Source organism: Kluyvera georgiana (assembly GCF_050990895.1).
GTDB classification, from domain to species: Bacteria; Pseudomonadota; Gammaproteobacteria; order Enterobacterales; family Enterobacteriaceae; genus Kluyvera; species Kluyvera georgiana.
Window position 1 is genome coordinate 3,052,794 of the sequence record NZ_CP158865.1, and the last position, 23,752, is coordinate 3,076,545.

The 23,752-nt window shown below is 56.8% G+C and carries 25 protein-coding genes; 22 read left to right on the forward strand and 3 right to left on the reverse strand.

Annotation, left to right across the window (positions count from 1 at the left end):
* Window positions 1-317: 317 nt before the first annotated feature.
* The 5 genes from ABTW00_RS14595 to ABTW00_RS14615 all read left to right on the forward strand — a co-directional run bounded on the left by ABTW00_RS14595 (window position 318) and on the right by ABTW00_RS14615 (window position 3,078).
* Window positions 318-728, forward strand: a complete 411-nt coding sequence (locus ABTW00_RS14595; RefSeq protein WP_053390145.1) for a Spy/CpxP family protein refolding chaperone — start codon at window positions 318-320, stop codon at window positions 726-728.
* 4 nt (window positions 729-732) lie between these two features.
* Entirely contained in the window at window positions 733-984 is a 252-nt protein-coding gene (locus ABTW00_RS14600; RefSeq protein WP_271447850.1) for a late histone H1, read from the forward strand.
* Window positions 985-1,173: 189 nt separating this feature from the next.
* Window positions 1,174-1,752 carry a TetR/AcrR family transcriptional regulator gene (locus ABTW00_RS14605; RefSeq protein WP_064548968.1) on the forward strand — a complete coding sequence of 193 codons (579 nt, stop codon included), beginning with the start codon at window positions 1,174-1,176 and terminating at the stop codon, window positions 1,750-1,752.
* Window positions 1,753-1,771: 19 nt separating this feature from the next.
* Complete coding sequence (locus ABTW00_RS14610) at window positions 1,772-2,560, forward strand: winged helix-turn-helix domain-containing protein (RefSeq protein ID WP_271447848.1); 789 nt, start codon at window positions 1,772-1,774, stop codon at window positions 2,558-2,560.
* Window positions 2,560-3,078, forward strand: a complete 519-nt coding sequence (locus ABTW00_RS14615; protein ID WP_034169467.1) for a FidL-like protein — start codon at window positions 2,560-2,562, stop codon at window positions 3,076-3,078. Before ABTW00_RS14610 ends, ABTW00_RS14615 begins: the two co-directional genes overlap by 1 nt.
* Window positions 3,079-3,082: 4 nt before the next feature.
* On the opposite strand, the gene fosA is transcribed toward ABTW00_RS14615, so the two are convergent.
* Window positions 3,083-3,499, reverse strand: coding sequence for a FosA3/FosA4 family fosfomycin resistance glutathione transferase (fosA, locus tag ABTW00_RS14620; RefSeq protein ID WP_433636153.1), 417 nt, complete (start codon window positions 3,497-3,499; stop codon window positions 3,083-3,085).
* Between the two features lie 449 nt (window positions 3,500-3,948).
* Between fosA and ABTW00_RS14625 the strand changes: the two genes are divergently transcribed.
* The 15 genes from ABTW00_RS14625 (at window position 3,949) to ABTW00_RS14695 (ending at window position 19,045) form a co-directional block, all read left to right on the forward strand.
* Window positions 3,949-4,227, forward strand: coding sequence for a BMC domain-containing protein (locus tag ABTW00_RS14625; RefSeq protein WP_001540796.1), 279 nt, complete (start codon window positions 3,949-3,951; stop codon window positions 4,225-4,227).
* Window positions 4,228-4,243: 16 nt separating this feature from the next.
* Entirely contained in the window at window positions 4,244-4,528 is a 285-nt protein-coding gene (locus tag ABTW00_RS14630; protein WP_065356252.1) for a BMC domain-containing protein, read from the forward strand.
* A gap of 14 nt (window positions 4,529-4,542) precedes the next feature.
* Window positions 4,543-4,821 carry a BMC domain-containing protein gene (locus ABTW00_RS14635; protein WP_015585230.1) on the forward strand — a complete coding sequence of 93 codons (279 nt, stop codon included), beginning with the start codon at window positions 4,543-4,545 and terminating at the stop codon, window positions 4,819-4,821.
* 53 nt (window positions 4,822-4,874) lie between these two features.
* Window positions 4,875-6,464 carry an acetaldehyde dehydrogenase (acetylating) gene (locus ABTW00_RS14640; protein WP_433636154.1) on the forward strand — a complete coding sequence of 530 codons (1,590 nt, stop codon included), beginning with the start codon at window positions 4,875-4,877 and terminating at the stop codon, window positions 6,462-6,464.
* 26 nt (window positions 6,465-6,490) lie between these two features.
* Window positions 6,491-6,748 (forward strand): EutN/CcmL family microcompartment protein, encoded by a 258-nt coding sequence (locus tag ABTW00_RS14645; RefSeq protein WP_065356250.1) that lies wholly within the window; start codon window positions 6,491-6,493, stop codon window positions 6,746-6,748.
* A 15-nt stretch (window positions 6,749-6,763) separates the two neighbouring features.
* Window positions 6,764-7,945, forward strand: coding sequence for a 1-propanol dehydrogenase PduQ (locus ABTW00_RS14650; RefSeq protein ID WP_433636155.1), 1,182 nt, complete (start codon window positions 6,764-6,766; stop codon window positions 7,943-7,945).
* Window positions 7,946-8,078: 133 nt separating this feature from the next.
* Window positions 8,079-11,465, forward strand: coding sequence for a choline trimethylamine-lyase (gene cutC, locus ABTW00_RS14655; RefSeq protein ID WP_433636156.1), 3,387 nt, complete (start codon window positions 8,079-8,081; stop codon window positions 11,463-11,465).
* 49 nt (window positions 11,466-11,514) lie between these two features.
* Complete coding sequence (cutD, locus tag ABTW00_RS14660; protein WP_433636157.1) at window positions 11,515-12,462, forward strand: choline TMA-lyase-activating enzyme; 948 nt, start codon at window positions 11,515-11,517, stop codon at window positions 12,460-12,462.
* Window positions 12,463-12,473: 11 nt separating this feature from the next.
* Entirely contained in the window at window positions 12,474-12,893 is a 420-nt protein-coding gene (locus ABTW00_RS14665) for a BMC domain-containing protein (protein WP_433636158.1), read from the forward strand.
* Window positions 12,890-13,510, forward strand: coding sequence for a phosphate propanoyltransferase (locus ABTW00_RS14670; protein ID WP_433636159.1), 621 nt, complete (start codon window positions 12,890-12,892; stop codon window positions 13,508-13,510). Before ABTW00_RS14665 ends, ABTW00_RS14670 begins: the two co-directional genes overlap by 4 nt.
* Window positions 13,511-13,521: 11 nt before the next feature.
* On the forward strand, window positions 13,522-14,202 hold the full coding sequence (locus tag ABTW00_RS14675; RefSeq protein ID WP_433636160.1) for a hypothetical protein: 681 nt from the start codon (window positions 13,522-13,524) through the stop codon (window positions 14,200-14,202).
* A gap of 19 nt (window positions 14,203-14,221) precedes the next feature.
* Window positions 14,222-14,632 carry a DMT family transporter gene (locus tag ABTW00_RS14680; RefSeq protein WP_065356244.1) on the forward strand — a complete coding sequence of 137 codons (411 nt, stop codon included), beginning with the start codon at window positions 14,222-14,224 and terminating at the stop codon, window positions 14,630-14,632.
* Between the two features lie 17 nt (window positions 14,633-14,649).
* Window positions 14,650-14,979, forward strand: a complete 330-nt coding sequence (locus tag ABTW00_RS14685) for a DMT family transporter (protein ID WP_065356243.1) — start codon at window positions 14,650-14,652, stop codon at window positions 14,977-14,979.
* Window positions 14,980-15,656: 677 nt separating this feature from the next.
* Window positions 15,657-17,180, forward strand: coding sequence for a sensor domain-containing diguanylate cyclase (locus tag ABTW00_RS14690; protein ID WP_433636161.1), 1,524 nt, complete (start codon window positions 15,657-15,659; stop codon window positions 17,178-17,180).
* 299 nt (window positions 17,181-17,479) lie between these two features.
* The gene (locus tag ABTW00_RS14695; protein ID WP_433636162.1) at window positions 17,480-19,045 is read left to right on the forward strand and encodes an EAL domain-containing protein; all 1,566 of its coding nucleotides are present in this window, start codon (window positions 17,480-17,482) and stop codon (window positions 19,043-19,045) included.
* Here the strand turns inward: ABTW00_RS14695 and ABTW00_RS14700 are convergent.
* Both ABTW00_RS14700 and ABTW00_RS14705 read right to left on the reverse strand, forming a co-directional pair.
* Window positions 19,042-19,419 carry a hypothetical protein gene (locus ABTW00_RS14700; protein WP_240492937.1) on the reverse strand — a complete coding sequence of 126 codons (378 nt, stop codon included), beginning with the start codon at window positions 19,417-19,419 and terminating at the stop codon, window positions 19,042-19,044. The genes ABTW00_RS14695 and ABTW00_RS14700 overlap by 4 nt on opposite strands.
* Before the next feature lie 170 nt (window positions 19,420-19,589).
* Window positions 19,590-20,948, reverse strand: coding sequence for an NtaA/DmoA family FMN-dependent monooxygenase (locus tag ABTW00_RS14705; RefSeq protein WP_433636163.1), 1,359 nt, complete (start codon window positions 20,946-20,948; stop codon window positions 19,590-19,592).
* A gap of 231 nt (window positions 20,949-21,179) precedes the next feature.
* Here ABTW00_RS14705 and ABTW00_RS14710 point away from each other — a divergent pair, with 231 nt between their 5' ends.
* Both ABTW00_RS14710 and ABTW00_RS14715 read left to right on the forward strand, forming a co-directional pair.
* Entirely contained in the window at window positions 21,180-22,802 is a 1,623-nt protein-coding gene (locus ABTW00_RS14710) for an ABC transporter substrate-binding protein (protein WP_065356239.1), read from the forward strand.
* Window positions 22,799-23,752: an ABC transporter permease gene (locus ABTW00_RS14715; RefSeq protein WP_433636164.1), complete on the forward strand. Its 954-nt coding sequence runs from the start codon at window positions 22,799-22,801 to the stop codon at window positions 23,750-23,752. The genes ABTW00_RS14710 and ABTW00_RS14715 overlap by 4 nt, the downstream gene beginning before the upstream one ends.

A 23,752-nucleotide genomic window follows, 5' to 3' on the forward strand; every position in this document is an offset into this window, starting at 1 on the left:
GGTTGTTATATAAAGGTAAAAAAATGATTAGCGTGGCTTAACAGCGATAAAAACCGCAAATGCTTAGCGATATTTCGCATTTCCACAGACACCGGGTTTGCTGCTGAAATATCAGGGAGAGCGCGAAAGATTAAGACGGTCTTAATACGTAAAAAAGGATGATTTCACAGAGTCATTGTTTCCCATCGTTACCAACAGACACAACAATCCGCAAGCATCGTCAGCATCAGGCAACCTATTATTAGCCCGACAAAAAATGGGGGCTCCCCACCGTCTGATGCTTCGGCGTCAACTTAAATGCTTTATGGATGACTACAATGAAAAAATTTACCCGCACGGCTTTACTGGTCGCAACGCTTGCTGGCGCCACCTTCACCGCTCAGGCCGCTGATGTCGCTGCCGCCCCGGCTCCGGCTCAGGACCCGATTGTTCAGCACCTGAAGCTGACCGATGCCCAGGTTTCTAAAATCAAAACGCTGCACCAGCAGCTGGAGAAAAACGTTCAGTCTATCTCCATGAAAGATGTTAAAGACGGCATGATCATCGATATGATTCAGTCCGGTAAATGGAACGAAGCGGGCGTGAAGCAGCAGCTGGCGGCATTCAGCAAAGTTGACCAGCAAGTGCGCTACTACAAAGTGAAGTACTACTTTGATTTAAGCCAGGTGCTGACCGCAGAACAGCGTAAGCAGGTACAGAACGACCTGGCGCAGGCGGCAGCGGAGTAAGTCCATGAAAAAAATCACTCTGATGCTGGGCACATGCGCCATGTTGATTTGCGGTGCAGCAACGGCGGCTAACGGCCAGGCTATCAACAAAGCGAAAACCGCCTGCCAGGACAACCCCACGCAGTGCGCTCAGGCCAAAAGCACGGCGAAAGCTAACGCCCAGAAAGAGGCGAAAGCCGCGAAAGACGCCTGTGCGAAAAACCAGACCGCCTGTGACAACGCCAAAGCGAAGGCCAAAAGCGCCGCTCAGAAGTAAGTCGTTATTGTCATAAACGCTCGAACGCGGTGAGCCCCCTCACCGCGTTTTTTTGCCAAAACGACACCTGGGTGATAACTGCCTGATTCATACTACGAATTGTGACCTCTCGCGCATTAACCACATTCAATCTACTGACATCCCGTACGCCTTGATCGTCGTCAAAAATAATCATACCGTCTGGTCGGTATGATTCGGGCCATGAACATGGAAGCCCAACATCGCAAGAAAGATCCGGTCCGTCTACACCAACAATTGCTGGAGTCCGCGGCAATGATTGCTGGTCGGGATGGCATTGCCGCCCTGTCGCTGAACGCCGTTGCCCGCGAGGCTGGCGTCAGTAAAGGCGGCCTTATCCACCATTTCCCGAACAAGCAGGCGCTGATATTCGCCCTGTTCGCGCGTCTACTGGCGATTATGGAAGAAGCGATTACCGCCCTGATGCAACAGGATGGCGTGAGCTACGGTCGGTTTACCCGGGCCTATCTGAACTATCTGGCGGACCTCACGGACACCCATGAAAGCCGCCAGCTTATGGTGCTGTCGCTAGCCATGCCCGATGAACCGGTGCTGCGTAAATGCTGGCGCGACTGGATGCTGGAAAAACTGGCGCAGGGCGATGAGCTGGATAACAGCCCGACCGGCACGCTGGTGCGCTACGCCGCTGACGGCATCTGGCTTTCGGAGTTGACGGAAGGGATCACCATGAGCGCCGACCACCGTCGCGCGCTGGTTGACTCCCTGAATAAAATGACGCTTCCCGCGTGAAGCACAGACTGAGGCCGCGATGCGCTACAACATCAATGCCCGTTTTATCTACGACGCTACCGACGGTACCCTGACGCTGCCGCAAAGCGATGAACCGGACAGCCAGCTTTCCCTCACCGCCAGCGCCCTGTTTAACTATTTTCTGCGCCATACCGAGATAGTCAGCCGGGAAGATGTTCTGAAAAAAGTCTGGGATGACAATGGATTAACCTCATCCAACAGCAATCTGAACCAATATCTCAGCATGCTGCGGAAAACCTTCCGTCATTACGGCGTCGATAACATCATCGTCACCGTCTCGCGCGGCTATTTGCAGTTGAATCCCGAGGTCATTATCGAAGCGCTGAACGACGCGCCACCGGTTTCACCACAACAGACACCGGCCGAACCGCCGCCCGTTGCGACAACGCCAGACGCACCGCGCTCCGCACATGCCCGCGGGATGTGCTGGTACATGGCCGGCGCCTGCTTGCTCACCATTGCGCTGCTTCTGGTTGCCTTCAGTCTGGTCGGCGTCAGCGAATCTCAGCCTATCGCGCTGACCCGCCTCAGCCATAGCCAGTGCGAACTGCTGGCCAGCGATGAAATGCGACGTTCGGTCAGCGAAGAGTCCTACGGCAAGAACTTCGATGAAGTGCGCCAGCGGCTGAATATTGCCTGTAAACCCGGTGAACGTTTTCTCTTCTTCTACGGCGACCGACTGGAAACCAACGGACTGGGGCGCGTGTTCCTTGCCCACTGCGCCATGCACGAAGACAACCCGTTCAGCTATTGCGATAACTACTTTTACTATTCCTGGAAGCCGTAATGAGACTCGCGCCGCGTCCGTTCTTTGCCCTCTGCGTTCTGGTATTTATTGCCGCCGCCGCGTTTAGCGCCTGGCGGCTGCTCCCTGACGACAATGCGGGTGTCATGAGCTGTTCCACTAAGGGCATCATGCGCTTTGAAAACATGGAAAAAGAGAACGTTAACGGCAATATTCACTTCAATTTCGGCGCGCAGGGTAAAGGCTCGATGGTGGTCGAAGGTTACACCGACTCTGCCGCCGGCTGGCTCTACCTGCAACGCTACGTGAAGTTTACCTACAGCAGCAAACGCATCTCCGCCACCGAGCGTCATTACCGCATCAATCAGTGGGAATCGAGCGCCTCCTCGATTGATGAATCGCCGGACGTGATTTTCGACTACTTTATGCGCGAGATGTCCGACAGCCACGACGGGCTGTTTCTCAACGCCCAGAAGCTCAACGAAAAGGCTATCCTGCTCAGCTCTATCAATTCACCGCTGTGGATCTGCACGTTGAAATCCGGCAGTAAGCTGAACTAACCCGTCAGTCAAAAAAGACCATCCCCTTGTACGGGCGTTCCCGACAGGCGGCCAGCCGCTGTGCCAAATTACCCACATGCAGTTCCAGCTTATGGCCGTCAGGGTCGAGAAAATAGTACGACGCCCCTTCGCTGCGGTTGTCTTTCCATACTTCGGCCCCCGCGTGCGCCAGCTGGGCGACCACCTCGGCAAAGTGCTCTTCCGCCACGCTGAAAGCATAATGGGTATAGTCGCTTTCCTGAGCGGGCGTTTTACGCCGCTGCGCATCCAGCGACAAGCATAGCCACAACGCCCCGCAGGAAAGATATGCTCCGCTATCCCAACGGGCGTGCAGACGCATTCCAGGTAACCGCTGATAAAACGCCAGGCTTGACGCCAGATCGCTGACCGCCAGCGTCAGATGATTCAATCCCTGCAGCATAACTTTTCCTCCCGTTATCAAACCCTGTTGTAAACTGTGATCGGCCACGCATCCCCTCATGGCCTCACCTCATCACCGGCTAAAAAGCGCATTTTTTGCGTTTAGGCTACCGTCGGAAACCTGCGCCTCGCCACACTAATCCCCGCGCTATGTTACCCCTTTTTTGAAATCATTTAGCAATCTAATAACATTTCATACGCCCGATAAAATCGGGCTAAAAACCGCCTTATTGAAGGCAAAATCAATATGGGCTTTACAGCATAAAAACATAAATACGTTATCTAAAAAGACTAAATAACAGAGTTATATACTAAATAATTACAACTATCGGATTTAAGTTCCATCAAGATTCTCCCCCCCTATAGTGACATTCGAACGCCGCAGCCGTGGGTTAACGCCGTGACACGGCCGGTTTTCCATAAATCACAACCTGTTCTGAGGAGAGAGCCATGGGTGATGCATTGGGGCTTATCGAAACCAAAGGTCTGGTGGCCTGTATTGAAGCCGCGGACGCGATGTGTAAAGCCGCGAACGTCGAGCTGATTGGCTATGAAAACGTCGGCTCCGGCCTGGTCACCGCGATGGTGAAAGGCGACGTCGGCGCGGTGAAAGCGGCGGTGGATTCCGGCGTCGAGTCCGCGCAGCGCATCGGGGAAGTGGTGACGTCGCTGGTGATTGCACGTCCGCATAACGACATCAACAAAATTGTTATTAAACACAAGGCTTAAGGCCAGGAGAACGCAAATGGGTGATGCATTAGGTCTGATTGAAACCAAAGGGCTGGTGGCCTGCATTGAAGCGGCAGATGCGATGTGCAAAGCCGCCAACGTTGAACTGATTGGCTATGAAAACGTCGGCTCCGGCCTCGTCACCGCGATGGTGAAAGGCGACGTCGGCGCGGTGAAAGCGGCGGTGGATTCCGGCGTCGAGTCCGCACAGCGCATTGGCGAAGTGGTGACTTCACTGGTTATCGCGCGTCCGCATAACGACATCAACAAGATTGTCGCCCACTACAAAATTACCGAGTAACCGGAGAAACCATGATGAAAGAAGCGCTTGGCTTGATTGAAACCAAAGGGCTGGTGGCCTGCATTGAAGCGGCAGATGCGATGTGTAAAGCCGCCAACGTTGAGCTGATTGGCTATGAAAACGTCGGCTCCGGGCTGGTCACCGCGATGGTGAAAGGCGACGTCGGCGCGGTCAACGCGGCGGTGGATTCCGGCGTGGAAGCGGCGAAACGTATCGGCGAAGTGGTCACTTCCCGCGTGATTGCACGTCCGCATAACGATATCGAAAAAATCGCGTCGCAGCATAAAGCATGACCTGACAGGGCACGCCCCGTCTGCACTCTTTTAGCCTGATGAAGGATAGACTCATGATTGAACTGGATACCGATTTGCTCTCTCGCCAGAACGCGCGAGAACTGGTGCGCAACGCCAAAAAGGCACAAGCCGTGATAGCCACCTTTTCACAGCAGCAAATCGACGCCATCGTGAAAAACGTGGCCCAGGAAGCGGCGCACCATGCCGAAGCGCTAGCGAAAATGGCCGCGGAAGAGACCGGCTTCGGCAACTGGCAGGATAAAGTCCTGAAGAACCGTTTTGCCTCGCTGCGCGTTTACGACGCCATCAAAGATATGAAGACCGTCGGCATCATTCATGACGATCAACAGAAAAAAGTGATGGACGTGGGCGTGCCGCTCGGCGTTATCTGCGCGCTGGTGCCCTCCACCAACCCCACTTCGACGGTTATCTACAAGACGCTGATTGCCCTGAAAGCCGGTAATGCGATTATTTTCTCGCCGCATCCGGGGGCGCGTCAGTGCAGTTGGAAGGCCATCGAGATTGTCAAACGCGCGGCCGAAGCGGCGGGCGCTCCGGCGGGCATCGTCGACGGCATCACTGAACTGACGCTGGAAGCCACCTCCGAGCTGATGCACAGCAAAGAGGTGTCGCTGATTCTGGCGACCGGCGGCGAAGGGATGGTGCGCGCCGCCTACGCCTCCGGCACGCCAACCATCAGCGGTGGCCCGGGTAACGGCCCGGCGTTTATCGAGCGCAGCGCCGATATCCACCACGCGGTGAAAGATATCATTACCAGCAAAACCTTCGATAACGGCGTCATTTGCGCCTCCGAACAGTCGATCATCGTCGAACGTTGCATTTACGACGAGGTTCATCGCGAGCTGGAAGCCCAGGGCGCGTACTTTATGAACGAAGGTGAAGCGGCGAAAATGGCGGCCCTGCTGCTGCGCCCGAACGGCACCATCAACCCGAAAGTGGTCGGTAAAACGGCGCTCTATTTAAGCCAGATGGCGGGCTTCTGCGTCCCGGCCAGCACCCGCGTGCTGATTGCCGAGCAGACCACCGTTTCACATACCAACCCCTACTCCCGTGAAAAACTGTGTCCGGTACTCGGCCTGTACGTGGAAGAGGACTGGAAAGCAGCCTGCAACCGCGTGATGGAGCTGCTGACCAACGAAGGCCTCGGCCACACGCTGGTGATCCACACCCGTAACCAGGACGTGATTCGCCAGTTCTGCCTCGAAAAACCGGTTAACCGCATTCTGATTAACACCCCCGCGGCCCTCGGCGGCATTGGCGCGACCACCAACATCTCTCCCGCGTTAACGCTGGGCTGCGGTGCGGTCGGCGGCGGCTCCAGCTCCGATAACGTCGGGCCGATGAACCTGCTGAACATCCGCAAAGTGGGCTACGGCGTGCGCTCCATTGACGAATTGCGCGCACCGGGTAGCCGCGTCGAGCCACAGCCGACGATCGTCAGCCAGTCGGTCGATCCGCGCCGCAGCATCCTCGACGACGCGCGCTTCACCTCCCCTTCCCCTACCGCCACGAGCGCAAGCGATAACCGCTTCGCCAGCGCGACGACCGAGGTGGAAGGCGAGATAAGCGAGCAAAACGTGGAACGCGTCATCCGCCAGGTGCTTGAGCGCTTAGGCAAGTAACGCATTGATATAAGGCGATAAAAACGATGATTCTCGCAAAGGTAACCGGACATGTCGTCGCCACGCAGAAATGCGATGAGCTACGCGGCAGCAACCTGCTGCTGATAACCCAACTGGACGACGATCGGCAGCCGATGAAGAACCGCACCTGGGTTGCCGTCGACAGCGTCGGCGCAGGCATGCACGACATTGTGCTGGCGGAAGAGTATTTCGCGCTTAACAAGGACCGTTACAAGGCGATGTCGGTGGTTGCCATTGTCGAGAACGTCTTTCGGGACGCGTAAGGAGTGAATAACCCAATGAGTGAATTTTTGCTGAAACCCCGGATCCGTTTTGGTCAGGACGCGCTTGCCGCCCTGAACGACGTGTCCGCTCAGCGTGCGCTGCTGGTCACCGACCAGGCGATGGTGAAATTTGGCCTCGCCTCGCGGGTGACCGACATCCTGCGCCAGCGCGGTATCGACATGCAGGTCTGGGACGATGTGGTGGCCGACCCGGATATCGCCACCGTGGTGCGCGGGATGAAGCGCATGGACAGCTGCGCGCCGGATCTGGTCATCGCGTTGGGCGGCGGCTCCGTGATTGACGCCGCCAAGGCGGTGATTTTCGCTCTGGCGCAGACCCGTCCGGAGGCAGGACGTGAACGCCCGCAGTTTGTGGCGATCCCCACCACCAGCGGCACCGGCTCGGAAGTGACCAGTTTTTCGGTGGTCAAGGCCCATGCCGAAAAGCTGGTGCTGGTCGACCCATCGCTGCTGCCGGATATCGCCATTCTTGACCCGTCGCTTGTCGCCTCGGTTCCGCCCGCCATCACCGCCGACACCGGGATGGACGTCCTGTGCCACGCGCTGGAGGCCTATGTCTCCACCGCCGCCAGCGACTTTTCCGACGCGCTGGCCGAGAAAGTGGTGCAGCAGGTGTTCCGCTATCTGCCCACCTGTTGGCGTAACGGACACGATCTGCTGGCGCGAGAAAAAATGCACAACGCCTCCTGCATGGCAGGCATGGCGTTTACCAATGCCTCGCTGGGCATCACCCACAGCCTGGCGCACGCGCTCGGCGGCGTATTCCGCGTACCGCATGGCCGTGCCAACGCCCTGCTGATGGGGAGCGTAGTGGCATGGAACGCGGACTACCAGGGCCAGTGCGACACCGCCGCCGCTCATAAATATGCCCGGCTGGCTCACCTGCTGGACCTGCCCGCAGCCACGACTCGCCAGGGGGTTAACAGCCTGCTGGTCGCCATTCAGGCGCTAAAAGACGAAATGACCATGCCGGCCGGCATTGGTGATACCGGCATCGATGCTGGCGATTTCGAACAACGACTGCCGGAGATGGTCGGCCAGGCGCTGCGCGACAGCTGTACGCCGACGAACCCACGCACGCCGGACGCTCAAGCACTCACCGAACTCTATCGCCGGGCGTGGACCGGTAGCCTGGAATCGCCCGGCGGCGCTCCGCTTGCACGGGCCTACGGGTAACAGATAACCGGTGGACCGCTGAGTTATTTGTAGGCCGGGTAAGGCGTCAGCCGCCACCCGGCAGGAATACGGACACTGTATCCATAGCCGGGTTGTCATCAACCGCGGAAAAAGAACATCTGGAGAATACTACATGGCACACTACAGCTTAACGCCGCGCGTCAAAGTGCTGGCTGAACGTTTACAGGCACACGCCAGCACCCTGTGCACCGAGCACGCCGCCATTCTGAGCGGCCTGGACGGCGATATTGCCGGCGTTCCCGCTGCCGTTAAACCGGCGCGCCGTTTCTATGAACTGATGCGCCAGCTACCGCTGACCATCAGCGCCGACGAGCTGATCGTCGGCAACCAGACCCGCAAGCCGCACGGGGCGATTTTCCACGACGAAAACGCCGCGCGCCGCCCATCCGTCTTCCAGTTTCTGAATCTGAACAGCGATCTCGACTCTCCGGATTACAAGCTGGTGGTAGAGAAAGGCGTGCTGGCGATTAAACACCAGCTGGAAGAGAAAACCCGTACGCTCGGCAGCGCGGTTAGCCGCAGCGGCATGGACGAAGTCAACGGCTGCCGCGCTGCCATCTACGCCTGCGACGCGCTGATGGCGCTGGCGCAGAACCTGGCTAACAGCGCGGAACAGCTCGCCGCCGCAGAGACCAACGCCTACCGTAAGGCCGAACTGCTCGACAGCGCCGCCATTTTGCACCACGTTCCGGCCCACCCGGCGCGCAGCTTCAAAGAAGCCTGCCAGGCGTTTTACCTGTTCCAGCTGGCGCTACAGCTGGATAACGGCAGCTACGCGGTCAACCCGGAAGGCGCAGACAAAGCGCTGCTGCCGTACTACCAGCACGATATCGCCAACGGCACCCTGACCGAGGCGCAGGCCTACGAAATCGTTGAGTCTCTGTGGTTTAAACTGGCAGAGCTGAGCGAAGTCCGCGCCGCCAGCGCTATCGACGGCTACCCGATGTTCGATGCCCTGCTCCACGGCGCAAGCCTTGAAAACGCGGGGATCAACGAACTTTCCGCCATGTTCCTCAGCGCGCAGCAAAACCTCAGCGCCCTGCGCCTTCCGGTGCGGCTGTTCAGCGGCGAGCAGAAAGTCGCCGCCGTGCCGTTCGCCGCCGCAAGCGAACCCCCCACCACGGAAGGCCTGACCCCGCGCATGCAGCGTCTGCGCAACCACTACCTGACCGTGCGTCCGAGCGTCTCCATCTACCGCGCGCTGGCCTTTACCGAAGTGGTAAAAGCCAACCCGGGCATGCCGACCATTCTGCTGCGCGCCAAAGCCTTCCGCCACGCCTGCGAAACCGCGCCGATCCTGATTCAGGACGACGAGCTGATCGTCGGTCATCCGTGCGGCAAGCCGCGCGCGGGCGCGTTCTCCCCGGATATTGCCTGGCGCTGGGTGCGCGACGAACTCGATACCATGAGCACTCGTCCGCAGGATCCGTTTGAGATCAGCGAAGAAGACAAGAAAACCATCCGCGAAGAGATCGTCCCGTTCTGGGAAGGCCGCTCGCTGGATGAGATCTGTGAAGCGCAGTACCGCGAAGCGGGCGTCTGGGCGTTCAGCGGCGAGACCTTCGTCAGCGACCTCTCCTACCACCAGATCAACGGCGGCGGCGACACCTGCCCGGGCTATGACGTGCTGCTGTTCACCAAAGGCATGAACGGCATTAAAGCGGATGCCGAAGCGCAGCTCGCCAGCCTGAGCATGGAAAACCCGGAAGATATCGACCGTATTTACTACTACAAAGCGGCGATTGAAACCTGCGAAGGGGTGATTAACTATGCCCACCGCATTGCCGCCCGCGCCCGCGAACTGGCCGCGCTGGAGCAAAACCCTCAGCGTCGCGCCGAGCTGCTGACCATCGCCGAAGTGAACCAGAACGTCCCGGCCAACCCGCCGAAAACCTTGCAGGAAGCGCTGCAAAGTATCTGGACGGTGGAATCGCTGTTTGAGATTGAAGAGAACCAGACCGGCCTGTCGCTGGGCCGCGTCGACCAGTACTGCTACCCAATGTTTGAAGCCGATATCCGCGAAGGCCGCCTGACTCACGAAACCGCGCTGGAGCTGATGCAGGCGTTTATCATCAAGTGCGCCGAACTGATGTGGATGTCCAGCGAGCTGGGCGCGAAATATTTCGCTGGCTACCAGCCGTTTATCAACCTGACCGTCGGCGGCCAGAAGCGTTCCGGCGGCGATGCCTGTAACGACCTGACCTACCTGATTATGGACGCCGTGCGCTTCGTGAAGGTGTACCAGCCGTCGCTGGCCTGCCGTATTCACAACCAGTCGCCGCAGAAGTACATGGAAAAAATCGTCGACGTGGTGAAAGCGGGGATGGGATTCCCGGCCTGTCACTTCGATGACTCGCATATCAAGATGATGCTGCGCAAAGGCTTCGATTTCGAAGACGCCCGCGACTACTGCCTGATGGGCTGCGTGGAACCGCAGAAATCCGGCCGCATCTACCAGTGGACGTCCACCGGCTATACCCAGTGGCCAATTGCCATCGAGTTCGTGCTCAACCGTGGCCGCATGGTGCTGTTCGATAGCTATCAGGGGCTGGATACCGGCGACCTGCGCGACCTGCACACCTTCGAAGAATTTGACGCGGCGGTGAAAAAACAGATCGCCCATATCGTCCGCCTGTCGGCCATCGGTACGGTTATCAGCCAGCGCGTGCACCGTGACGTGGCGCCAAAACCGCTGATGTCGCTGCTGGTGGAAGGCTGCATGGAAAAAGGCAAGGACGTCTCCGCAGGCGGCGCGATGATCAACCACGGTCCAGGGCTGATTTTCTCCGGTCTGGCAACCTACGTCGACTCCATGGCCGCGATTCGCAAACTGGTGTACGAGGATAAGAAATATACCCTCGAGCAGATGCGCGATGCGATGCTGGCGAACTTTGAAGGCTTTGAAGCGCTGCGCCGCGACTGCCTGAACGCGCCGAAATACGGCAACGATGATAACTACGTTGACCAGTACGCGCTGGATATCACCGAATGGACCGAGCGCGAGTGCCGCAAGTACAAAATGCTCTACTCCACCCTGAGCCACGGCACCCTGTCTATCTCCAACAACACGCCAATCGGTGAGCTGACCAACGCCACGCCGAACGGCCGTCTGGCGTGGATGCCGCTCTCTGATGGCATCAGCCCAACCCAGGGCGCGGATAAGCAAGGTCCGACGGCGATCATCAAGTCGGTGAGCAAGATGAACGTGGAAACCATGAACATCGGCATGGTGCACAACTTCAAGTTCCTCAAAGGGCTGCTGGATACTCCGGAAGGCCGCCACGGCCTGATTACGCTGCTGCGCACCGCGTCGATTCTCGGCAACGGCCAGATGCAGTTCAGCTACGTCGATAACGAGGTGTTGAAAAAGGCCCAGCAGGAGCCGGAGAAATACCGCGACCTGATCGTCCGTGTAGCGGGTTACAGCGCCTATTTCGTTGAATTATGTAAGGAAGTTCAGGACGAGATCATCAGCCGTACGGTGATTGAGAAGTTCTGATAAGACGGACCGCTGTGGACAAGGAAGTCCGATGTTTCAGGAGGCAAGCGTGATAGCAAAGACAGAATTAACCGGGCGCATTTTCAACATTCAGAAATACTCGATCTACGACGGCGACGGCATCCGCACGCTGGTGTTTTTCAAAGGCTGCAATATTCGCTGCCCGTGGTGCGCCAACCCGGAAGGGTTAAGCAGCCAGTTCCAGGTGATGTTCTCGCAGGATAAATGCATTAACTGCGGCGACTGCGTCAACGTCTGCCCGGCGGGCATTCACTACCGCGCAGAAGAAAACGGCGCCATGAAACACTTCGTCAACCGCAATAAAGACTGCATTGGCTGCCGTAAGTGCGAGGAGATCTGCACCCAGAACGCGCTGGATATTATGGGTAAAGACGTCACCGTCAGCGAGCTGATGGACATCATCATGCAGGACTATGATTTTTACGTCTCTTCCGGCGGCGGCGTTACCATCGGCGGCGGTGAAATGAGCCTGCAAACCGACTTTGCCGTGGCCCTGTTCAGTGAATGCAAGAAGATGATGATCAACACCGCCGTCGAGACGCAGGGCACCACCCCGCTGGCCAACTACCAGAAGCTGGCGCCGGTCACCGATACCTTCTTGTTCGACATCAAACAGATCGACAGCGATCACCACAAGACGCTGTTCGGCATCGGTAACGAAGGCGTACGCCGCAACCTCGAGTGGCTGGTCGATTCCGGCGCGAATGTGATTGTGCGCATGCCGCTGGTGCGCGGCTACAACGATTCGTGGGAAGCCATTACCGGAGCGATTGATTACGTCCAGAAGCTGGCGAAGCGCGGCAATATTCGCCGTATCGATATGCTGCCGTACCACCAGCTGGGGCGCAAAAAGTACGAGCGCCTGGAGATGCCCTACCCGATTCTCCAGGACCCGACCTACAGCGTGGAGGAGCTGAATAAGCTCGAAGCGTTTTTCGCCCAGTTTGAGTTTGATATTCGCTTAGTTCGTCATTAAAGGAGCCGATAATGAAAAGTTTAGGCGTCATTGAAACACGAGGATTAGTCGCCGCCGTTCAGGCCGTCGACGCCGCCTGTAAAGCCGCGGGTGTGGCCTGTATTGGCTATCGCAAGGTGGGTTCAGGGCTGGTGAGCGTCTGCTTTGAAGGCGAAATCAGCGCGATTCATACCGCCGTCGAGCGCGGCGTCGCGGTAGCAAAAACCAGCGACCCGCAGGTTACGTCGCTGGTGATTGCGCGCCCGGAACGCTGCGTGGTGGAGGCGCTCAGCAACCTGAAGGGCCACCCGCCGCGCGCCGCCGCGCCAACCACCGTGGTCGCCGAACCGGCAATCGATGCCCCCGCCGTTGAGCCGCAGCCGCCGGTGCCAGCGCCAGCGCCGAACGCCGATGAGAAGCACGCAGCCAATAAGAAAGGGAAGAAGGCATGATTGACGCCCTGCTACAGCAAAAAATCGCCGCGCGGCTGGCCGAGTCGGCGCCCGCGATCCCGGTCGGTATCTCTAATCGCCATGTGCATTTATCGCAACAGGATGTCGAAGCGCTGTTCGGCAAGGGGTATACCTTGACGCCGTTTAAGCCGCTGCGCCAGCCGGGACAGTTTGCCGCCGAAGAGTGCGTAACCATCGTCGGCCCGAAAGGCTCACTGACCAACGTGCGCGTGCTCGGCCCAACCCGACCGACCACGCAGCTGGAAGTGTCGCGCGCCGACTGTTTCGCGCTGGGTATCAAAGCCCCGGTGCGCGAATCCGGCCAGCTGGAGAATGCCGGCAGCGCGCTGCTGGTGGGGCCGAAAGGCCACGTTGAACTGCACTCGCAGGTGATCTGCGCCTGGCGGCACATTCATATGTCGCCGCAGGACGCCCGTCAGCTAAACGTCAACAACGGCCAGAAGGTGAGCGTGTGCAGCCACGGCGAGCGTCGGCTAACGTTTGATGAAGTGGTGGTGCGGGTGCGCGAAGATTTCGCCCTCGAATTCCACATCGATACCGAAGAGGCCAACGCCGCCGGGCTGAAAAACGGCGAGCAGGTGGCGCTGATAGGCTAACGGAGGCCATGATGACCGAGCAACAGATCGACCGTCTGGTGACGCAAATCCTCCAGCGCCTGCAGCCTCCGGTGCTGGTGATGGTGACCGCGGCGGAGGGGTATCGCCACGAGATTTGCCAACGCCTGGCGTGCTGCGGCGAGCGGCTGCATCTGGCGTTGAGCGCCGAGCTGCGGGATGCCGATCGCTGGCAGACGCTTGGCGACGTGCAACCCGCGGAGATCTGGCAGCGTGCGTTACCGCCCGCCCCCTACAAGGCGCTGCTGCTACCGTTTCTGGATTATCCGCTGGCGGCGGATGTGCTGAACGGTACGCTGCAAAGCCCGGTAGCGCAAAGGGTACACGATGCGCTACTGGCGGGTATTCCGGTGCTGGCGCTGCGCTATCTTTGCGATCCGCACAGTGAGCTAAGCGCGCTACGCGGCGTCGCACAGCCCGGCTACGCGGCGCAAATGGGCGCAACGCTGGAACGTCTGATGGCCAGTGGCATCACCCTGGGTACGCTGAACGAAATACTGGACAGGCTGACCGCGAACACTAAACCGCCAGCCGTCAGTGAACGCCCGCGGCGTTATCTGACTGTCACAGATATCGTCAATAATCCGGCGCTGGCCGACTCACCCGACGCCGCGTTGACCGATGCCGCCGTCGATTTTTTAAAAGCACAGAAAAAAATAACCTTACCTCGATAACACACCCTGGAGTGTAGATATGTCTTCGAAAACAAAATGCTGGCTATGGATGCTGTTGGTTATCTTGTCTGAAACCTCGGCCACCTCAACGCTTAAAATGTTCGACTCCAGCGAAGGGATGACCAAAACCCTGCTGCTGGCGCTGATCGTGGTGCTTTACTGCATCTGCTACTACTCGCTCTCCCGCGCGGTGAAAGATATTCCGGTGGGTCTGGCCTACGCCACCTGGTCAGGAACCGGCATTCTGGTGGTTTCGACGCTGGGCATGGCCTTCTATGGTCAGCACCCGGATACCGCCGCCATTATCGGCATGGCGGTGATTGCCAGCGGCATCGTCATCATGAACCTGTTCTCAAAAATGGGTCATGAGGAGGCGGAAGAGACGCCGCCGACGCAGGTTTCCACCCTTGATAACAAAATCGCCAACTAACGCAGAAGGAATCGCTCATGTTTAATCTCGGATTTTTATGGCTGGCGCTGTCTATCGGCTCCGAAATCACCGGCACTTCGATGATCAAAAAAACCAACGGCTTTAGTAAACTGGGGCCATCAGTGCTGGTGGTTTGCGCCTACGCGCTGTGCTATTTCGCCCTGACCCGCGCCATGAGCACCATCCCCGTTGGCGTGGCCTACTCGCTGTGGTGCGGTTTTGGCATCGTGGGTGTGACCATCTTCTCGATGATTCTTTATAAGCAGAAACCAGACCTGCCCGCGATTTTCGCCATGCTGCTGATCATCAGCGGCGGCGTCATCATGAACGTCTTCTCCGGAATGTAATAGACAGTAGAGACCTTCCCGACCCGGGAAGGTCTCCGCACGACGAGCGTTTAATATCCCACAGGACGAGAAATAATTTTTCCCTTTCATATTTACCGCCCTCATCCTTCGTCATCAGAAATCTTTGACAACTTTCCAGGAAATAATATTTCCACACAACAGGAAAATTTATTTCCACTCAACACAACAAAACACTTCCCTGTAATTTTTTCCCACCAAACAAATGTAAGTATCAGAAACATTATTACACAATAACATTAACGTTCCCAAAAAAAATGATTACATATAGCTTACTCCATCCTTAACCTCATATTCCCACCACAGTAAAAAAATAAGCATCACATTGTTTTAAAAGAAAATTAATCCAGATGAAATAATAACAGCAGATCGTTTTCGCCAATCAATAAAGGGATATCGATCGTTATCACCTGGCTTCCTGATAACATCCATGACGATCGGTTTCAACGATCGATAGGAATTATTTCAATCGTCTTTGACAATGGTATTTACAGGTTGTAACATTCGCAGCCTTTAATTACAGGCAGTAAATTTAGTGAGTATGCACAGCGTATTTACACCGAGAAAAGAATAATTCTCAGTGGTTATTTACTACCGTAATACCCAAAAAATCGTTCTTGCGTGAATGGATTTATTGATTTTTGCTTCTGGAGAAAGCTGTGATTCGGAACCTGAATTTCCGCCGCCCGTTAAATATCTGTTTCCTGAAAACGGCCATCATTTTCACCCTCGCCTGCATTTCGGTGCTGGCGGTACAGTGGCACGACGTCAAAAGCAGCTATCAACGGCAGAACATGCGCGACGTGCAGAATCTGGCCGCTTACACCGCAAAGTACCTTCACGACTATGACATCATGCTCGATGAAACCATCGAGCAGTTTATCAGCATCAAACAAGATACGAAGAATGACGACGGCGCACTCCGCCATTGGCTGTTTGAGCGCTTTAGCGCCATGCCCGACGCCCGTACTTTAGTGTACGCCGATCAGCAAGGGGGCTTTATCCGTCTGCCCAACATTGAGCTCAACGACAAAACCGAGGAAGACACCGACCCGCGCCACAAGATCTGGTATATGGCGGCCATTCGCGATGACGGGGACAATACGCACTACACCCGCAGTCGGGATATTTTTGATGATGCCGTCAGCACCCTCACGCTCTCCAAATCGCTGATCGACAACGTAGACGGCGAAAAGCTTGGCGTGCTGGCCATCCGGCTGAACCAGGAACCCAGCATGGATCTCCTTAACGCCGCCCACTCCACCCTGCCGGGGCGCAAGTGGATCATGGATAACGAAGGCCAGCAGATAACCAATGAAAGAGAGGCGGTGAATCCTCAGACGCTGATCAACGTCGCCCCCCGACTCAATAAACAGACGCCCTATTTCTATCTGCCTGACAGCGAAAAATGGTATTTCTGCAGCGCGGTGGGCGACACCACGTGGTTTCTGGTCCATGAAGTGCGCAATAGCGACTTAATCTCGCAGGTCTTCACCCACAGCCTGAATGTTATCTACTGCCTGGCCTTCGGCCTGCTGGCGCTGTTCGTCTGCTGGTGGATGGTGCGCTCTTCTCTCAACGGCCTCTATATCAGCATTGCTAACGGCATTCGCAACGGCGCCATCGAACTTAAAGCAGCGGAGGAGATGCTGTACGAAGAGATCCACAATACCACCGTGCAGCAAGAAATGATTAAAAACGAAGCGTTGACCGATGGCCTCACCGAGCTCAAGAACCGCCGGGCTTTTGATAACGATATAGAATTTCTCCAGCAGGCCAGCGATCTGTGCATCGCCATGATCGATATCGATAACTTTAAGACCATCAACGATACCTACGGCCACGCGGTTGGCGATATGGTCCTCAGGACGGTATCGGACATCGGGCTGCGGCTGCGCGGAATGGATAACATCACCCTCTACCGCTATGGCGGCGAGGAGATTGCCGTTCTGTTTCAGGGGATGACGCAGCACGATGCGCTGGCGTTCCTGGAACGCTGGCGTGAAACCTGCGAACAGCGACACTTTCGCGAAACAAACCTGCGCGTCACCTTCAGCGGCGGCATCGCCACCAAAGACGATATGCGCGTAGAAGAGGCGCTGGTGCTGGCGGATAAGCGGCTTTACGAAGCCAAGCGTAACGGTAAAAACCGCATTATCGGCGAGTCGCTAACCTACGCTTGAGCATTCTGCTTCTCAGGAGCAATTCAGGGTTCGCCAGCATTCTTGTTCTTCGCATCGCACGCCTGCAGCGGCTATATCACCGGGCAGATTCTGGACGTCAACGGCGGACAAATGGCGCCATAATCGGTAAAAAACCCCTTCAGTTCATCCTGAAGGGGTATTCCGTTCCCAGTGAAAATCTATCTACAGCAGAATGATAGGCATAATCTTTATATTGTTATAGTCTGGAGCCCCTTGCCGGCGATATAATCGGAGGCTAATAATTTGCGTAATAACCTCCGCTAGAGCACCTGGAAATCATGATGACCACGCAGCGTCTGGTGAGCATAATCACGGGCGTGCTGATTATCCTAATCATTCTGCCCATTACGCTCAGCCTGTGGCTGGCCCACCGCCAGGCCCACGAACTCTTTGACCAGGAGTTAAACAACTACGCCGCGCGGGTCATGGCGCGCTCAGAGCGCGTCAAACAACAAACGCGTACCGCGCTGGAAGAGGTCAACCGCTTTCGGGGCGAGACCTGTAGCCTGGCGCATCTGCGCCAGTTGCAAAAGATGTCCTATATTCATCAATACGTGCAGAGCGTGTTTTATCTTGAGAACGCGGTTCACCCCTGCGCCATGTTGAGCAATAGCCTGGGCGAAAAAGTCCCTGACTCCGAATTTACCGCGCCCGGCGGTTATCAGGTATGGCTGATGTCGCGTCACGACCTGCAAACTGACGACAAAATGGTCGCCGTCAGCAACGGTCGGTACGTCGCCATTGTGGATCCCGATTCACTGATCGACGTATTGCCGCACCCTCACTACCCCATTCATGCCGCGTTGATCGGTACGAAAGGGCATCAGGTGATCACCAGCAACGCGCCTATCGACGCAGATTTCTGGCAAAAAAATCTGCATGTTTTTCAATCGACTATTGAGAAAGACGGTGTCGTTTATCACCAGCAGCTTCTGCCCACGGTGGGGGCGATTTTACTGACCTGGTCTTCCGTGCAACCCATGGAATCCAGCTTGCGCCACCAGCTGATGATTTGGGTGCCGTTGGGCATTCTCCTGAGTCTCATCACGGCGTTTTTGATGCTGCGTCTCCTGCGCCGCCTGCGTTCATCACATTACCGTATTCTCGATGCCATACGGGCGAAAGAGATAGCCGTGCACTATCAGCCGGTGGTTGACCTGAAGAGCGGACGCATCGTCGGCGCCGAGGCGCTGGCCCGTTGGCAGCAGCCGGACGGCCGCTGGCTACCGCCGGATATCTTCATCCCGCTGGCCGAGCAAACCGGCGTCATTAACCAGCTCACCGAATATATCGTGCGCACGGTGTTTGACGATCTCGGAGACTGGCTGGCCGCGCATCCACAACAGCATATTGCGATTAATTTCTCTGCCGCCGACCTCAGTTCGCCTCCCCTGTCGACGCTCGTCAAACAACTGCTCACGCAGTGGCAGGTTACCGCCAAACAAATCGCGATTGAAATTACCGAGCGCGAGCTCATCGCCCCCAAAACCGCGTGCCCGGTGATTCAGTCCTATCGGGAAATGGGCCACACCATTTGTATTGATGATTTTGGCGTCGGCTATTCAAGCCTCAGCTACTTGCAGGATCTGGACATCGACACGCTGAAGATCGACAAATCCTTCGTCGACACCCTGGAACATAATCGCGTCATCGGCCACATCATCAACATGGCAAAATCGCTCAACCTGACGATGGTGGCCGAAGGGATTGAAACCTCCGCTCAACGCGACTGGCTGCTCGCCCACGGCGTGCAGTCTGGTCAAGGTTGGCTATTCAGCCCGGCGCTGGCGAAAAAAGCGTTTATCCACTGGGCGAATGATAATCTACAGTCAGGCGAACGTTAATGGTGGTAGGCCAGCGCCTGCGCATGGAGCGGGCTTTCGGCAAGCTTCTGACAGCGCTGTAGCGCCGCCTTACCCGCATAGCGATATAAAAACTCGCCGCTGCGGCTGCGGTGGATAAGCCTGTCGCCATTGCTAAAGCTGACCACCTCAACGCCATTATCCTGACGGTGGCCAGCGCCAACTTCATAATGCCCCTGCCACAGTTCCGATACATGACCATAGACATGAAGAGTGACTTCCACCAGGCCGCGCGTCGGGCAATGAAGCTGCAGCGCCGTCGAGTTAAAATTTAGCGCCAGGGATGAGGGAGAAATTAAAATAAACGATAATAATAACAGCAGATTCTTCATCATTTTATAGGTAAACAGACTCAATAAGAGACGCTACCATACAGGCCTGATGAATATAACGTTTTTGTTCTGACGCAATAAAAACGAAGAAATAGAAATGGATAGCCCGAAATAAAAGAGACTTCACATTCTCATGAGTAATAAGCGGAAATAAGGTTTCCGCTTATTACTTAAATAAAGAAACTTTATTTCCGCTATTTCATCTGCGCGGGATGATCGGCTGCAGGCTCGGCACCACCATTCGGGAATAAGCGCTGGCGCAACGTGGCGGCTTCGCCAGCATTGCCCACCAGTCCCCGCTGTTTTAGCGCGGGTATCACCCAGCGCGCAAAATCTTCAAAGCAGCCCGGCGACAGCCACTGCGCCAGGTTAATGCCGTCGGTGTCGCTCTCTTCCAGCCACTGTTCCAGCTGTGCCGCAACGCTGTCGCCGCTGCCGACAAACGTCTTCTGCCGCCCGAGCCCCTGCTCGGGGTGAAACACTTCACGCAGCGTCCGGCTCGGTTGCCCATCTTCGCCGGTCACCATTTTCAGCAGCGAACGGTTAGAGTTTGTCTGCTGCCAGGCGAGCGGCGCATCCAGCGAATGACCGGCGAGATCGACCCCGGTGCTGGCCCCGTAGTGAATCAGCGCCCCCTGCAAATCGTAGCGTGCGCGCCGTTCGGCATAGCGCGCCTGCGCGTCACGTTCGCTTTCCCCGGTAATCACCGTTACCGCGCTGATAAACTTAATCGCCCCCGGCGCGCGGCCCAACGCCGCCGCTCGCGCCTTAATCGCCGCCACCTGTCGACGCACGCCGCTGGCATCCAGCCCGGCGACAAACACCACTTCGGCATGCTTTGCGGCAAAATCAATGCCGCGCGGCGAGCCGCCGGCCTGGAAAATCACCGGCGTGCGCTGCGGGCTGGGCTCAGAAAGATGGGCATCCGGCACCGAAAACCAGCGACCGCGATGGTTGACCGCATGGACTTTCTGCGGGTCGCTGTAGATGCCCGCCGCCTTATCGCGCTTCAGCGCCGCACGCTCCCAGGAGTGTTGCCACAATTTATAGCTCACGGTCAGAAACTCATCGGCGCGATCGTAGCGTTCGTCGTGGTCTATCTGTTTATCCAGCCCCAGATTGCGCGCCGCGCTCTCCAGCTGCGACGTCACCACATTCCAGGCAATACGCCCGCCGGTCAGGTGATCGAGGGTGGTAAATTTGCGCGCCAGCAGGTAAGGCTGTTCATAGGTGGTGGAGACTGTGACCCCAAATCCCAGCCGCTGCGTCTGCGCCGCCATGGCGGAAACCAGCAGCAGCGGGTCAATCAGCGGTGACTGGATCCCCTGCGCCAGTGATGCCGCCGGGCTGCCTTGCCAGCTATCAATCAGCCCCAGCGCATCGGCAATAAACAGGCAGTCAAAGCCGTTATCTTCCAGCAGCTTCGCCAGCGCCACCCAATATTCAATATCGGTATAGCGATAACTTTGGTCCTGTGGGTCGCGCCACATGCCGTAGTTAATGTGGGAAACCGCCGCCATCGTAAACCCGCTGAGAATAATGTTATTGCGCATGTTATTTACCGAAATAAAAAGAACTGACCTTAAATAAAACAATTTTTATCGACAATGAATAAATCCGGCAAACCAAAGCCAAAAACCGCAAATAAGAAAAGCAGAAAACAAAATCACAAATGCGTATTTATCCTCTTTTTTATCCGGTGCTAGTATCGCCGTCTGACCTGATACTAATAAAAAAATCAGGCAAATATTAAAAACACCTGCATTCGCAAATCGGACATCGTTATGAAAAACAATCAATTTTCATCCGGGATATCATTATCTCGCCGTAAGCTATTACAGCTCACCGCTATTTCCACCACATTATTTATGGGATTAGGATTGCCCGGTTTGTCCTTTGCTGAAGACGGTGATGAGAAATCGCGCTATGGCAAAACGTTAATTATTGGCCAGGCGCTGGAACCGACCATTTACGATCCCAACCGCCAGTATTCTTATGAAACTTACCGGGTGGACAAACATATTTATGAGTCGCTGGTGGCCGAAGATCTCTCGGTTCCGGCGGCAAAGGGGACCCCGCCGATCGTTCCCGGCCTGGCGACCCATTGGGACGTTAACGACAACGCGACCGTCTACACCTTTCACCTGCGTGAAGGGGTTAAGTTCCACGACGGTACGCCGTTTGACGCCGAAGCGGTCCGCTTCAACGTGCGCCGCTTTACCGACCCGCAGTTTGAATTCTTCGACGCCCGCTCGCAGGCCACCATGGCTCAGGTTTATCGCGACCTGAAAGCGATTGAGGTTATCGACCCGCTTACCGTGCGTTACACCTTCAACCAGCCCTTCCCTGACTTCCTGCGTTTCCTGCCACAGGGCAACTGGGTTTCCGGCATTTTCAGCCCGGCGGCGCTGAAAAAATGGGGCCAGGACGGTCTGGCAGAACACCCAACCGGGACCGGGCCGTACCGCTTTGTGCTGCGGGTTCGCAACGATCGTACCGAACTGGTACGTAACGACGACTGGTGGGGCAAAAAACCGTATATGGAACGGCTGATCTTCCGCCCGATTCTCGACGGCAGCACCGGCGTCAGCGCGTTACAGTCCGGCCAGGTGGATATCCTGTCACGAACCCCGACCGACGCGGTCGATCTGCTCTCGCAGAGCGGTTACACGGTGCATGACAGCACCGAAGCTAACCAGCTGTTCCTCGGCTGGAACTTTGCCAATAAATATACCCGCCAGTTGGCCGTGCGCCAGGCGGTGATCAAAGCCATCAACCGTGAAGAGCTGGTGAAATCGCTGCTGAACGGCCACGCGGTAGCGAGCTACAGCATTCTTAACCGCTCTAACGAAGCCTTCCTCGCCGAGCAGAAAGACTATACCTACGACCCGGAAGGGGCGAAAAAACTGCTGGCCGACGCCGGGTATCAGCCCGGTGAAGTGAGCTTCACCATCATCACTTACGATCAAAACCAGCCGGTGATTGAGTGGATCCAACGCGATCTGAGCAAGGTTGGCATTACCGTGAAGGTGGTGTCACAGGAGTGGATTACCTACAGCTCGCACCTGGCCAACCTCGCCGACGACACCGGGCTATTCACCATGGAATGGGGGCTGATTACCCCGCAGTGGCTGAACGTGGCATGGAAAAACTACGTGGTTTCCCGCGGCAAAGGCGAAAAGGTTATTACCGGCGTCGAGCCGCTGATCGCCGAGGCCAGCGTCACCACCGATCGGCAAAAAGCGTTGACGTTGTGGCATCAGGTTAACCAGCAGTTCCAGCAGCAGGCGGCGTTTGTCCCGCTGCTTGAGCTGAACCGCGTGTTTACCTCCTCGCCCGCCGTCCAGGGCTTTAACGTCCCGGCGCAGAATTTCTACGACCTGACCCGCGTGTGGTTGAAACCATGATTCGCATCGTACTGCTTCGCCTGGCGCAGGCCGTGCCGCTGCTGTTTCTGATCTCGCTGCTGGTATTCCTGATTGCCAAGCTGGTGCCCGGCGACCCGATCGCCAACGCGCTGGCCGGGCAGCTCTCCAGCGAGGCCATCGAACAAATCCGTCACGTCTACGGGCTGGATAAGCCCGCGGCGGTGCAGTACCTGCTGTGGCTGAAGAACCTGTTTAGCGGCGACTGGGGCACCTCGCTGACCCTGCGCGCGCCGGTGATCGAGGTGCTGAGCAGCGCCTTTGCCAACACCGCGATTCTGACCGGCGCGGCGGTACTGTTGTGCCTGATACCCGGCGTCGCGGTAGGCGTGACGTGCGGCCTGTGGCAGGGCACCCGCCGCGATCGCCTGGTGATGCTGCTGGTCCAGCTCGGCCATAACATCCCTATTTTCTGGCTGGCGGTGTTTTTCATCTGGCTGTTTGCCGTGAAGCTGCGCTGGTTTCCGGTTTCGGGGATGTACGACATGCGCGGCGACCGCGGGCTGGGCGACCTGTTGCACCATCTGTTTTTACCGGCGCTCTCCACGGCGCTGATCTCGATGCTGATTCTCGCCCGCCAGGTGCGTCACTGCGTCATCGACATCATGAATGCTGACTACATTCGTACCTACCGGGCACTGGGCTATCCCACAGCGCTGTTGCTGTGGCGACATCTGGGGCGAAACCTGCTGGCGCCGATTGTCAGCATCACCGGGCTGCAAATTGGCTACCTGCTCAGCGGCGTCATCTTTATTGAGAAGATTTTCGCCTGGCCCGGCATCGGCACCCAGTTGTACAACGCCGCTGCGGGCCAGGACTACCCCACCATTCAGACCGGGGTGATGTTGATCGCCGTCTGCTTCCTTGCCGTCAACCTGCTCAGCGACATCCTGCAGGACTGGCTGGATCCCCGCCACGAAGGAGCCCGTTAA